Origin of the sequence: Streptomyces sennicomposti (genome assembly GCF_019890635.1) — a bacterium.
In the GTDB taxonomy this organism is placed as follows: domain Bacteria; phylum Actinomycetota; class Actinomycetes; order Streptomycetales; family Streptomycetaceae; genus Streptomyces; species Streptomyces sennicomposti.
The window spans coordinates 42,072-54,644 of the sequence record NZ_JAIOAB010000019.1 but is presented as its reverse complement, the minus strand read 5'-3'; the positions used below and the strand labels follow the sequence as shown (position 1 = coordinate 54,644).

Annotated in this window: 13 protein-coding genes; 5 read left to right on the top strand and 8 right to left on the bottom strand. The window is 73.9% G+C overall.

From position 1 onward, the window contains the following. Positions 1–20: 20 nt before the first annotated feature. The 8 genes from K7787_RS13710 to K7787_RS13675 all read right to left on the bottom strand — a co-directional run bounded on the left by K7787_RS13710 (position 21) and on the right by K7787_RS13675 (position 7,109). Entirely contained in the window at positions 21–689 is a 669-nt protein-coding gene (locus tag K7787_RS13710) for an ABC transporter permease (RefSeq protein WP_019981785.1), read from the bottom strand. Next, the gene (locus K7787_RS13705; RefSeq protein ID WP_223001561.1) at positions 686–1,405 is read right to left on the bottom strand and encodes an ABC transporter permease; all 720 of its coding nucleotides are present in this window, start codon (positions 1,403–1,405) and stop codon (positions 686–688) included. Before K7787_RS13705 ends, K7787_RS13710 begins: the two co-directional genes overlap by 4 nt. After that, on the bottom strand, positions 1,402–2,532 hold the full coding sequence (locus tag K7787_RS13700; protein ID WP_027758035.1) for an ABC transporter ATP-binding protein: 1,131 nt from the start codon (positions 2,530–2,532) through the stop codon (positions 1,402–1,404). The genes K7787_RS13705 and K7787_RS13700 overlap by 4 nt, the downstream gene beginning before the upstream one ends. 168 nt (positions 2,533–2,700) lie before the next feature. Continuing rightward, a complete protein-coding gene (locus K7787_RS13695; RefSeq protein WP_223001560.1) occupies positions 2,701–3,066 on the bottom strand; it encodes a DUF6479 family protein in 366 nt (121 codons plus the stop codon). 247 nt (positions 3,067–3,313) lie between these two features. Beyond that, positions 3,314–3,721: a peptide-methionine (R)-S-oxide reductase MsrB gene (gene msrB / locus K7787_RS13690; protein ID WP_009191266.1), complete on the bottom strand. Its 408-nt coding sequence runs from the start codon at positions 3,719–3,721 to the stop codon at positions 3,314–3,316. A gap of 14 nt (positions 3,722–3,735) precedes the next feature. Next, entirely contained in the window at positions 3,736–5,127 is a 1,392-nt protein-coding gene (murC, locus tag K7787_RS13685) for a UDP-N-acetylmuramate--L-alanine ligase (RefSeq protein WP_164391023.1), read from the bottom strand. A gap of 73 nt (positions 5,128–5,200) precedes the next feature. Beyond that, a complete protein-coding gene (locus K7787_RS13680) occupies positions 5,201–5,674 on the bottom strand; it encodes a putative universal stress family protein (RefSeq protein WP_223001559.1) in 474 nt (157 codons plus the stop codon). Positions 5,675–6,281: 607 nt separating this feature from the next. Then, complete coding sequence (locus K7787_RS13675; protein WP_223001558.1) at positions 6,282–7,109, bottom strand: pyrimidine reductase family protein; 828 nt, start codon at positions 7,107–7,109, stop codon at positions 6,282–6,284. Between the two features lie 37 nt (positions 7,110–7,146). Between K7787_RS13675 and zapE the strand changes: the two genes are divergently transcribed. The 5 genes from zapE to K7787_RS13650 all read left to right on the top strand — a co-directional run bounded on the left by zapE (position 7,147) and on the right by K7787_RS13650 (position 12,345). Beyond that, positions 7,147–8,253, top strand: a complete 1,107-nt coding sequence (zapE, locus tag K7787_RS13670) for a cell division protein ZapE (protein WP_169436409.1) — start codon at positions 7,147–7,149, stop codon at positions 8,251–8,253. Between the two features lie 212 nt (positions 8,254–8,465). Further along, positions 8,466–8,870, top strand: coding sequence for a hypothetical protein (locus tag K7787_RS13665; protein ID WP_247720854.1), 405 nt, complete (start codon positions 8,466–8,468; stop codon positions 8,868–8,870). Positions 8,871–9,049: 179 nt separating this feature from the next. After that, positions 9,050–9,625 (top strand): carbonic anhydrase, encoded by a 576-nt coding sequence (locus tag K7787_RS13660; protein ID WP_164389011.1) that lies wholly within the window; start codon positions 9,050–9,052, stop codon positions 9,623–9,625. After that, positions 9,622–11,127 (top strand): SulP family inorganic anion transporter, encoded by a 1,506-nt coding sequence (locus K7787_RS13655; protein WP_169436411.1) that lies wholly within the window; start codon positions 9,622–9,624, stop codon positions 11,125–11,127. Before K7787_RS13660 ends, K7787_RS13655 begins: the two co-directional genes overlap by 4 nt. Positions 11,128–11,301: 174 nt before the next feature. After that, the gene (locus tag K7787_RS13650; protein WP_223001557.1) at positions 11,302–12,345 is read left to right on the top strand and encodes a slipin family protein; all 1,044 of its coding nucleotides are present in this window, start codon (positions 11,302–11,304) and stop codon (positions 12,343–12,345) included. Positions 12,346–12,573 lie beyond the last annotated feature (228 nt).

The following is a 12,573-nucleotide window of genomic DNA, read 5'->3' as shown; positions in this document are numbered from 1 at the left end:
CGCCCCCGCCCCCGCGTCCCTCACGCCCCGCGCCGCACCCCCCGGGACACCGTGAACCGGCCCGCGGCCCAGAACAGCACCAGCGTGGCCAGCGCCAGCGCGGCGACCAGGCTCGCGCCGCCCACCACCTTCTCGTAGTCGCGCTGGTAGAGCCCGTCGATGATGTAGCGGCCGAGGCCGCCGATGCCGACGTAGGCCGCGATGGTCGCCGTGGAGACGATCTGGATGGCGCCCGAGCGCAGACCGCTGAGGATCAGCGGGAGCGCGACGGGCAGTTCGACCTGGAGCAGGATGCGCGACTCCTGCATGCCCATGCCCCGGGCGGCGTCCACCGGCGAGGGGTCGACGGAGCGCATCGACTCGTAGGTGGTGACCAGGATCGGCGGGACGGCGAGGACGACCAGCGGGACCATGACCGGCAGCAGGCCGAAGCCGACCATGATGGTCATCAGCACCAGCAGGCCGAAGCTCGGCAGGGCGCGGGCGGCGGTGGCGAGGAAGGCGAGGGCGTTGCCGCCGCGCCCGTAGTGCCCGGTGACCAGGCCGACGGGCAGTCCGATGGCGGCGGCGACGGCGAGCGCGATCAGGCAGTAGCGGATGTGCTCGGCCAGCCGGGTGGGGATGCCGTCGTAGCCGTGCCAGTGGGCGCCGTCGCTGAAGAAGGCGTTGACGAAGTGCAGCACGTTCACCGGGCGGCCTCCTCGGCGGCGGACGCGGCCGGCTCGGGCCGGACCTCGGCGGCGGCCCTCGACCCGCGCCGGCCGGTGCCGCGCGGCATCCACGGGGTCAGCACCAGCCGCAGCAGGACCAGGGCGGCGTCCACGAGGATGGCCAGGCCCGCCGTGGTGAGCACGGAGTTCCAGGCCAGTTCGGGCCGGTGGTAGATGTTGGCGTCGTTGAGCAGGTTGCCGAGCGCGCCCTGGTTGCCGATCAGCATGCCGACGCTGACCAGGGAGATGCTGGAGACGGCGGCCACCCGCAGCCCGGCGATGATGGCGGGCAGCGCGATCGGCAACTGCACCTGGAAGTAGCGCCGCAGCGGGCCGAGGCCCATCGCGGTGGCGGCGGCGAGCGTCTCCTGCGGCACCGAGCGGACGCCGTCCACGATGGCCGGGACGAGCACCACCAGGCTGTAGACGGCGAGCGGGATCATCACGGTCAGCTCGGTCTGGCCGGTGTAGTCGATGAGGACCACGAAGACGGCCAGCGACGGGATGGCGTACAGGATCGTCGTCACGCCCAGGACGGGCGCGTACAACCAGCGGAAGCGCACGCACAGTTGGGCGATCGGCAGGGAGAGCACCAGGCCGGCAAGGACCGGCAGCAGGGCCTCGCGCAGATGCAGTCCGATCAGGCCGAGCCAGTCGTGCTGGAGGTCGCTCGGGAGGTCGAAGAAGCGGTTCATCGGGCGGCCTTCGCCTCGGCGCGGCCCTCGGCGTGGGCGCCCCGGATGGCCTCGCCGATGGTCTGCTGCGAGACGACGCCGACCGCCCGGCCGGTGCCGTCCACGGCGACCGCCCAGCCGGTGGGCGAGAGGACGGCGCAGTCCAGGGCGGCGCGCAGGGACTCCTCGCCGTGCGCGAAGGGGCGTCCGCAGGACAGGAGCCGGCCGGGGTCCACCGCGCCGGCGGTGAGGTCCTCGGGGGCGCTCCAGCCCAGCGGCCGGCCGTCGAGGCCGGTGACGAGGAGGTAGGGCACGTCCCCGGCGGCGCGGGCGGCGATCTGCTCGGCGGTGGAGTCGACGGCGACGATCGGCTCGGTCCTCAGCTCCAGTGCGCCGCTGCCGAAGAAGGACAGCCGGCGGATGCCGCGGTCGGTGCCGAGGAAGTCCTCGACGAACGCGTCGGCGGGCTCGCTCAGCAGTTCGGCGGGCGGCGCGTACTGCGCGAGGCGGCCGCCGGTGCGCAGCACCGCCACCATCGTGCCGAGCTTGACGGCCTCGTCGATGTCATGGGTGACGAAGACGATCGTCTTGCCCAACTCGGCCTGGATGCGCAGCAGTTCGTCCTGGAGTCCCTTGCGGACGACCGGGTCGACGGCGGAGAAGGGCTCGTCCATCAGCAGGACCGGCGGGTCGGCGGCGAGCGCCCGGGCCACGCCGACGCGCTGCTGCTGGCCGCCGGAGAGCTGGTAGGGGTAGCGCTTGGCGAGCGCCGTGTCGAGGCCGACGCGCTCCATCAACTCCGCCGCCCGGGCGCGGGACTTCTGCTTGCTCCAGCCGAGCAGCCGGGGCACGGTGGCGATGTTGTCGATGATGGTGCGGTGCTGGAAGAGGCCGGCGTTCTGGATGACGTAACCCATCGACCGGCGCAGGGTGTTGACGGGCTGTTTCCTGATGTCGGCGCCGTCGAGGAGGATGGCGCCCTCGCTCGGTTCCACCATGCGGTTGATCATGCGCAGGGTGGTGGTCTTGCCGCAGCCGGACGGTCCGACGAGGACGGTGATCGAGCGGTCCGGTATGTCGAGCGACAGCCGGTCGACCGCCACCGTGCCGTCCGGGTACCGCTTGGTGACTGAATCTATGCGTATCAAGACGCCGAATACCCTTCGGGTGTCTGGCAGTAGCTGCCCGCTCTCGGCCACGGTCACGCGGGCCGTTGCGCCAAGAGTCTAGACGCCCGGGATCGCGGCGGTCGGCGACACCCGTACGGGGCGGTCCTGTGAACAGGACCGCCCCGTATCCGAAGGCGAGGTGGGGCGTCAGTGGGCGCCGGGACCCCCGCTGCCGAAGGAGCCGCTGCCGCCGGGCGCCCAGCGGTGCCGGTGCTGGTCGTCGCTGCGCCGGGTGCCGGCGGCGTGGAGTTCGTGCGGCAGGAGGCGCTTGCCGTCCTCGCACTCCACCTCGTCCGGCTCGCGCATCTCACTGATCTCCTCGATGGCGCCGGTGACCGGAAGACGCGGCTGCTCGTCCGCCTCGGGCCGGTTCGGTTCGCGGCGCATCACGCCGATGCCCATCCCGACGGCCCACAGCAGCGCGCACACGATGACGAGGCCGCCGACGAAGGCGCCGACGACCGCCCACACGTGCGGTCCCGCGGCCAGTACGACATAGGAGGCTGTGACCATGTTTTCCACCCGCCTCTGCGGAGGTGTTCATAAGGAGCGGTGGTGCCGGTGACACCACCTCTGTCCCATATTGTCCCACTCCGGTCAGTCGCCGCCAAGCGGTGTGGATCTGGGCCGCCCCGGCCCCGTAAGGCTGTCGGCCCGGCCCCGTAAGGCTCCCGGCAAGGCCCCGCACGGCCCTGGGCGGGCTCCGCACAGCACGGTGGGCCGGGGCGGCGACCGCCCCGGCCCACGATGGTGGCGCCGCTCAGCCCTCGGCCGGGGTCAGCCGCAGGGAGATGCTGTTGATGCAGTAGCGCTGGTCGGTCGGGGTCGGGTACCCCTCACCCTCGAACACGTGCCCGAGGTGCGAACCGCAGCGGGCGCAGCGCACCTCCGTGCGGACCATCCCGTGCGAGCGGTCCTCCAGCAGTTCCACGGCGTCGGTGTCCTTCGGGTCGAAGAAGGACGGCCAGCCGCAGTGCGACTCGAACTTGGTGTCGGAGGTGAACAGTTCCGCGCCGCAGGCCCGGCAGGAGTACACCCCCTTGGTCTTGGTGTCGGTGTACTCGCCCTGGAAGGCGGGCTCCGTGCCGGCCTGGCGGAGCACCGCGTACTCGGCCGGGGTCAGCTCCGCACGCCACTGCTCGTCCGGCTTCTCCACGTCGTACGACATGAGCCCTCAGCCCCTCAGTTCTCGGTCAGTCGGTCCAGGATGCGCGGGCCGAGGTCGGTGACGTCGCCCGCGCCCATGGTGAGAACGAGATCACCGGCCTTCGCCATTCCCGCGACCACGTCCGGGACCTCGGCCTTGTCGTGGACGGCCGTCACGTCGGCGCCGGCGGCCCGCGCGGCCTCGATGATCAGCTCGCTGGTGACGCCGGGGATCGGGTCCTCGCGGGCCGGGTAGATGTCGAGCACGGCGGAGGCGTCGGCGAGGGTGAGCGCCTGGCCCATCTCCTTGCCCAGCTCCTGGGTGCGGGAGAACAGGTGCGGCTGGAAGACGACCAGGATCCGGGCGTCGCCCGCCGCGGCCCGCATCGCCTCCAGGTCGGCGCTCATCTCGGTGGGGTGGTGGGCGTAGGAGTCGATGACCTGGACGCCGGCGGCCTCGCCCTTGAGCTGGAGGCGGCGCTTGACACCGGTGTAGGCGGCCAGGGCGGGGGCCAGCTCGGCGGCCGGGATGCCGAGGGCCACGCCGGCGGCCAGCGCGGCCACGGCGTTGTGCGCGTAGTGCCGGCCGGGCACGGAGACCGCGAAGGTCAGCTCGGCGCCGTCCAGCAGGACGGTGACCTCGCTCTTCAGGCCCTGCGGCACGACCGACAGCACACGCACGTCGGCGTCGGCGGACTCGCCGTACGTCACCGTGCGCACCGAGCCGGCCAGGCGCCGGGTCAGCTCGCGGGCGCCGTCGTGGTCGGCGGAGATCACCAGTGTGCCGCCGGGGACGATCTTCCCGGCGAAGGTCTCGAAGGACTCGTAGATCTCGTCCATCGAGGCGTAGTTGGCGTGGTGGTCCAGCTCGACGTTGAGGACGATGGCGACCTCGGGGGCGTACTTGTGGAAGCTGCGGTCCGATTCGTCCGCCTCGGCGACGAAGATCTCGCCGGTGCCGTGCAGCGCGTTGGAGCCGGGGGCGTCGAGGTCGCCGCCGATGGCGTACGACGGGTTCAGGCCCAGCGCGGTCAGGGAGACGGCCAGCATGGACGTGGTGGTCGTCTTGCCGTGGGTGCCGGCCACCGCGATCGGCCGCAGGCCCGCCATCAGGGCGGCCAGGGCGTCGGAGCGGTGCACGACCGGGATGCCCAGCTCGGCCGCGCGGACCAGCTCGGGGTTGTCCTGGCGGATCGCCGAGGAGACGACGACGCAGCTCGCGTCGTCCGCGAGGTGCTCGGCCGCGTGCCCGATGTGCACGGTGGCGCCCTGCGCGCGCAGCGCGTCGGCGGTCGCGGAGTCCTTGGCGTCGCTGCCCGCCACCCGGGCGCCGCGCTGGGCGAGGATCTTGGCGATCCCCGACATCCCGGCGCCGCCGATGCCGATGAAGTGCGGTCGGTCCATGGCGGTAGGAAGGCCGGGTGCCATGCGCTTTTCTCCCCAGGTGGTGCGGCTGCGGTACGACGGTGCGCGCGCCGCCTGCGCGGGGCGCCGCCCCAGCCTAAGCCTTGCTGTGCGAGAACAGCTTCAGGACCGGTACGCCGACCTGGTGGCGGGCGCGCGAGGCCCAGTCGCGGTGGAAGAACTCCTCCACGTAGTGCGGGTCGGTCAGGACGATCACCTCGTCGGCGCCGATCTCGGCGACCAGGGCCTTCAGGGCGTCCAGCGGATGGTCCTCGACCAGCCGTCCCGCGGCCTCCCGGCCCGCCGCGCGCAGCGCCCGCAGGGACACGTCCAGGGCCTGCTCGCCCTGCCCCTTGGCCGCCTCGCCCTCCGGGGTCTCGCCCTCGCGGGCCGCCTCGTCGATCTCGCCGAGCGCGATGTCGTCGATGGCCCGAAGGAGCCGGTCGGCCTGGTCGCCGCGGGGCTGGAGCAGTACATGGAAGAAGACCGGCTCGTCCCCGTGCAGGGTGGTGACGAACTCCACGTCGGCGGATGTCAGCGCCTTCTCGATCATCAGTACGCTTGTGAACACCGGGCGCCCTTTCTCCTCGGAGGGCCCAGGCCCTCGCACTGCCTCCGTGGGCCGGAACCAGCCCCCGCAGAAACCATCCTGCCCCGTGATCGCGCACGTATCGCCGGGAATTGGTGTACCCGTCACCAAGTAAGCGGAATGGACGACTCCGGTTGCCGCGCTCCGGAGCGCCCGCGCGGACGCCCCGGCGGGACCGGGAACGCCGGGGCGCCGTCCGCGTGCGCGGGCGCGTCATCCCTGGTCGGGAGGCTCCTCCGGCCCCACGCTCCCCGGTACGCGCCCCCACCGCTTCCCCGCCGCTCCCGCGCCGCGCCGGACGCGCCGCTGGCCGGCGCGGCGCGCTACGCGGGTAGAGGGGCGCAAGGGTGCGCCGGTAGCGCGACGACGCCCGGTGCGCCGGGTGGCGAGGGGCGGGTGTTCCGGGGGTGGGGGCAGGTGCGCCGGTGACTCGGGGGGCCGGCCGCCCCTGTGCTCGGGGGCGTCGGGTCCTCGGGTGGCCGGAGGCATCGGGCGCGCCGGGCGGCCGGGGGTGCCAGGTGCGCCGGTGGGCGCGGGCGTCACGTCCGCCGGTGGGCGGGGGCGTCACGTCCGCCGGTGGGCGGGGGCGTCACGTCCGCCGGTAGCTGGTGAACAGGAAGCCCTCCTCCTCCAGGACGGAGGCGAGGGCGAAGCGGCGCGGGACGGCGACCGAGGGGCCGCCGGCGATGCGCTGGGCGTCGCCCGCGGTGAGCATCGGGGAGACGGTCAGGCACAGCTCGTCGAGGACCTCGGAGGCCACCAGCTGGCCGAGCAGCCGCGGGCCGCCCTCGGTGAGCAGCCGGGTGTGCCCCAGCCCGGCCAGGGCCTTCACCGCCCGTACGGGGTCGATGCCGACGCCGTCGCCGGCGATCACCACCCGGGCGCCGGCCCGCTCGGCCTCGGCGATCCGGTCCGGGTTCGCGGCCGCGCCGGTAAGGATCAGGGTGGGCGCCAGCGGCGAGGTGAACAGCGGGAGCGAGAAATCCAGCTCCAGGCCGGCGGTGACGACCGCGATCGCCGGGGCGGGCCCCTGCCCGGCCGCCTCGCGCAGCGCGGCGAACTCCGCACGCGCGCGGGCCGGCCGGTACCCCTCCTGCCGTACGGTCTCCGCGCCGACCATCACGACGTCCGCGAGGGCCCGCAGGGTGCCGAAGATCCGCATGTCGGCGGCGCTGGAGATGGGCTGCGAGCGGCCCTCGTGCTGGGCGGCGCCGTCCAGCGTGGACACCATGTTGGCCCGCAGCCACGACTCGCCGCCCCGCCGCCCCGGCGCGGGGTAGGCGTAGGCGGCGGCCAGCTCGGCGAGGGACCACTCCCGGTCCGTCAGGGCGCCGGCCGCACCGGCGCCGTCGGCCGTACGGTCCCGGCCCGGGTCCTGGGCTGCTGTTTCGTAGGTCACAGGGAACAGGCGTCGCATGCCGTGCAGTGTTCCACGCCGCTTACCATGGGGAACCGTGTCCTCTTCCACAGCCGCCGCCGGGACCAGCCCCGTGACCGAAGCCGCCCCGCTCTCCCTGTGCGCCCGCGAGCCGCACGTACCGGCGGACCGGCTGGTCGCCGAGATGGTGCCGCCGCCGCGTTTCGACGCGGTGCGCTTCGCGACCTACATCCCGGACCCGAACCAGCCGAGCCAGACCGAGGCGGTGCGGGTCCTGGAGGGCTTCGCCGCCGGGCTGGACGGGGCGCCCGCGGGCGGGGCCAGGCGCGGTCTGTTCGGCTTCGGCCGGAGCAAGGCCGCCAAGACGCCGGCCGGCCCCCGCGGTGTGTACCTCGACGGCGGCTACGGCGTCGGCAAGACCCACCTGCTGGCCTCCCTGTGGCACGCCACCCCGGCCGAGCCCGCCCGCAAGGCGTTCGGCACGTTCGTGGAGCTGACCAACCTCGTCGGCGCCCTCGGCTTCCAGAAGACGGTCGAGACCCTGTCCGGCCACCGGCTGCTGTGCATCGACGAGTTCGAGCTGGACGACCCGGGCGACACGGTGCTGGTCTCCACGCTGCTGGGCCGTCTGGTGGACGCGGGCGTGGCGCTGGCCGCCACCTCGAACACGCTGCCGGGCAAGCTCGGCGAGGGCCGGTTCGCGGCGGCCGACTTCCTGCGTGAGATCCAGGGCCTGTCCGCGCACTTCAGGGCGCTGCGCATCGACGGCGAGGACTACCGGCACCGCGGGCTGCCCGAGGCGCCGGCGCCGTTCACCGACGAGCAGGTGACCAAAGCGGCCCACGCCACCGCGAACGCCTCGCTGGACGACTTCCCGCAGCTCCTGGACCACCTGGCCAGGGTGCACCCGAGCCGCTACGGCGCGCTGACCGACGGCGTCGGGGCGGTGTGCCTGACCGGGGTGCGGCCGGTGCCGGACCAGTCGACGGCGCTGCGTCTGGTCGTGCTCGCCGACCGGCTCTACGACCGCGAGGTGCCCGTCCTCGCCTCCGGGGTGCCCTTCGACCGGCTGTTCAGCGAGGAGATGCTGAACGGCGGTTACCGCAAGAAGTACTTCCGCGCGATATCCCGGCTGACCGCGCTCGCCCGGGACGCCAAGGGGCTCGTCGAGGGCGGCGCCTGAGCCGGATGGCTGCATCCCGGCCGGGCATCGGATGCCCGAGGCCCCGCCGGGAGATCGGATCGCGCCAAACAACCCTCACTTTTCGGGCGCTCTCGACCACGTAACGTGGCGTTAACCCTGCAAACGACTCCGTACCGCTACCGTGTCTCTTGACCATTCGTTGACCAAGTCTTGGTCGTTACGAGAGACATCGGATGTGCGGAGGGGGGCGTATGAGGCCAGGCCCAGCGGCCAGGACCGTGCTCGCGCTCCTCGCCGCCGCACTGCTGGCGCTTCCTTTCCTCGCGCCCGACCCGTCCTTCGCATCCGCACAGACATTCGGTCACGTCCGGGCCGAGGAGCGGCCGCCCACGGCGCCCACCGGCACCGCGCCGCGTGAGGAGCGCGCCGGCGTCCGCGACTGCGGTCCCGCCGGCCACGGCCCCACCGGGCCCCTGCGCATCCCGCGCGACCGCCACCGGGCCGCCGACTCCGGCCCCCGGACCCCCGAACCCCCCGCGCCCGGCCCCGGCCACACCGGCGCCCACGAGGCGGCGGCGCCCGGCGCCGGGTACGCCCGCGCATCGAGACCGGCCCCCGGCCGCACCCCGGCCGCGCTCCAGGTCTTCCGCCACTGACCGGCTCAGCGGTCCCCGCCTCGCGGTCCTTTCCGCCTGCCTCAGTGGTTCCTCCCGCCCACGCGAGCGGTCTCTTCCGCCTGCCGTGAGCGGTTCCTTCACCCACCTCAGCGGTCCCTCTCCCCCACGTCAGTCGTGCACGCCCGACGCGCGCCCCGCCGCGCGCCAGGAGGAGTCCCATGCAACCCCTCATCGACAACGCCCGTACGTTCGGACAGCGCCCCGAGGAGTTCGCCGCACTCGCCGCCGGCCAGTCCCCCGAGGTCCTGTTCATCACCTGTTCCGACTCCCGGGTCGTCCCGGCCCTGATCACGGGCGCCCGCCCCGGCCAGCTGTTCGAGCTGCGCACCGCGGGCAACATCGTCCCGCCGTACGCGGACCGCCCCACCGGCGAGGCGGCCACCATCGAGTACGCCGTGCAGGTGCTCGGGGTGCGCGACATCGTGGTCTGCGGCCACTCGCACTGCGGCGCCGTCGGCGCCCTGGTCCGCGGCGACGACCTCGACGCCGTACCGGCCGTGCGCGACTGGCTGACGGGTGCGACGCCCCTGCCGTCGGGCCCGGCCGAGGACCCGTGCGTCGCGGAGGCCGTGCAGAACCACGCCCTGGCGCAGGTGCTGCGGCTGCGCTCCTACCCGTGCGTGGAGCGCAAGCTCGCGGACGGCCTACTGAACCTGCACGCCTGGTACTACGAGGTCCACACGGGCGCCGTCCTCGCGCACCGCCCGCAGTCCGACCTCTTCACGGCCCTGTGAGCGCCGCCGTGTCCCGCGCCATAGCCAGGTTCCCCTTCCTGCGGCAGGACTTCGCCGCCTCCCTCGTCGTCTTCCTGGTCGCGCTGCCGCTGTGCGTCGGCGTGGCCGTCGCCTCCGGGGTGCCGGCCGAACTCGGCCTGGTCACCGGCATCGTGGGCGGCGTCGTCACCGGGCTACTGCCCGGCAGCAGCCTTCAGGTGTCCGGCCCGGCCGCCGGTCTGACGGTGCTGGTGTTCGAGGCCGTGCGCGAGTTCGGGCTGCCCGTGCTGGGCGTGCTCGTGCTCGCCACGGGAGTGCTCCAGCTCGCCATGGGCGCGCTGCGGCTGGGCCGCTGGTTCCGGGCCATCTCGGTGTCGGTGGTCGAGGGCATGCTGGCCGGCATCGGCCTCGTGATCATCGCGGGCCAGCTGTACGCCGCCGCCGGTCTGAAGGCCCCGGCGTCCGGCATCGACAAGATCACCGGGCTGCCGGGGGCGCTGGCCGACGCCCTCGCCGGCAGCCGGGCCCCGGCCTCGCTCGCGGTCGGCGCGGGCACCGTCGCCGTCCTCGTGCTGTGGCCGCGGCTGCCCCGGCGGGCACGGGCGGTGCCGGGGGCGCTCGCCGCGGTGCTCCTGGCCGCGCTCGCCGCCCGGCTCCTCGATCTGCCGGTGGCCACGGTGCGGGTGCGGGGACTGCTCGACGCGGTCCAGCCGCCCGGGACCGAGGCCTTCGGGGAGCTGGCGAACCCCGCGCTCTACGGCACGATCGCCGCCTTCGCCCTCATCGCCTCGGCGGAGAGCCTGTTCAGCGCGGCGGCCGTGGACCGGCTGCACGACGGGCCGCGCACCCGGTACGACAAGGAGCTGATGGCGCAGGGCGCGGGCAACGCGGTGTGCGGGCTGCTCGGCGCGCTGCCGATGACCGCGGTGATCGTGCGCAGCTCCGCCAACGTCCAGGCCGGCGCCCGCACCAAGGCCTCGCGGGTGCTGCACGGGGTGTGGCTGCTGGTGTTCGCGGCGCTGCTGCCGTCGGCGCTGGCGCTCATACCCCTGCCCGCGCTCGCGGGCATCCTCGTGCACGCGGGCTGGAAGCTCATCCCCTTCCGCCGGCTCGCGTCGCTGTGGCGGGGACACCGGGGGGAGGCGGTGATCCTGGTGGTCACGGCCGTGTCCATCGTCGTGGTGAACATGTTCGAGGGGGTGCTGATCGGTCTCGCCCTGTCGGTGGCCAAGACCGCCTGGGACGCCTCGCACGTGAAGCTGGAGGTCGTCGACAAGGGCGCAGGCCCCGTGCAGGCGTATCTGTCGGGCAACGCGACCTTCCTGCGCCTGCCGCGCATCCTGGACACGCTGGAGGCGCTGCCCCAGGACCGGCCCGTCGAACTGCACCTGGCCGGACTGCACCACCTGGACCACGCCTGCCGTACGGCGCTGGAGAACTGGGCCGAGCGGCACAGCGCGGCGGGCACCGAGCCGGTGCGGCTGAACACGGAACCGGCGCGGCTGCCCGCTCCGCCGGGCTGACGGCGGCGCCCCGGCGGTCCCGTCCGGGCGACCGCCGGGACGCCCCCGGGCGGGCGGTCCGGGCGGGCGGTCCGGACGGACGGTCCGCAGGCTCGACCGGGTCGTCGGGCCGGGCCTATCGTTGAAGCAGGCGCCGCTTGGGGCGCATCGGCGACCTGCCGAGGAGCCGTCATCATGGTCGAGGACGTACTGACCGCCGTGATCGCCGCCGGCTGTGCCGGCCTCGTGTACATCGCCGGGGCGGCGCGGGTCGTCAAACAGTACGAGCGCGGGGTGGTGCTGCGGCTCGGCCGGTACACCGGGTCCGTGCGCTCGCCCGGCTTCACGACGATCGTGCCGTTCGTGGACCGGCTCCACAAGGTCAACATGCAGATCGTCACGCTGCCGATCCCCGCCCAGGAGGGCATCACCCGGGACAACGTGACCGTGCGGGTGGACGCGGTCGTCTACTTCAAGGTGGTCGACGCGGCCAACGCCGTCATCCAGGTGGAGGACTACCGGTTCGCGGTGTCCCAGATGGCGCAGACCTCGCTGCGTTCGATCATCGGCAAGAGCGACCTGGACGACCTGCTGTCCAACCGGGAGAAGCTCAACCAGGGCCTTGAACTGATGATCGACAGCCCGGCCATCGGCTGGGGCGTCCAGATCGACCGCGTCGAGATCAAGGACGTGTCCCTGCCCGACACGATGAAGCGGTCCATGGCCCGGCAGGCCGAGGCCGACCGGGAGCGGCGGGCCCGGATCATCAACGCGGACGCCGAGCTCCAGGCGTCCAAGAAGCTCGCCGAGGCCGCCCAGCAGATGGCGGACACGCCCGCCGCGCTGCAACTGCGGCTGCTGCAGACGGTGACCGCCGTGGCCACCGAGAAGAACTCCACGCTGGTGCTGCCCTTCCCGGTGGAGCTGCTGCGCTTCCTGGAGAAGGCCCAGCAGCCGGGACCGGCCGCGCCGACTCCGGCCGCACCGGCTCCGGCACCGACGCCTGAGCCGCCGAAGCCGCTCGCCAACGGCTCCCAGCCCTTCACCCCGGCGCATCCGGTCGCCGAGGCGGCCTCCGTCACCCCCGTACGGGCCGCGGCCGACGCCGCCGCGCTCGAGGCGGAACCCGAGGGCGAGCGCGGGCCGGCTTCCCGCGCCCCGGAGCCGGAAGCGCAGGCCGAGCCCGCCGAGCCCGCGCCCCCCGGGGCCGGGCCCGAGCAGCAGCGATCGGAGCGGTGAGGAACCGACCGCGACGGACCGGCCCCGGCGGTGCCCAGCGGTGGGACACCGCACCCGGCAGTGACCTGCGACGGACCGGAGACCCGGCAGCGCCCCGCGGCAGGCGGGACCCGACAGCAACCCCCGGGGGCAGGCCGGACCCGGCAGTGCCCCGCGACGGACCGCACCCGACAGCGACCCCCGACGACGGACCGCACCCGACAGCGACCCCCGGCGGCGGACCGGACC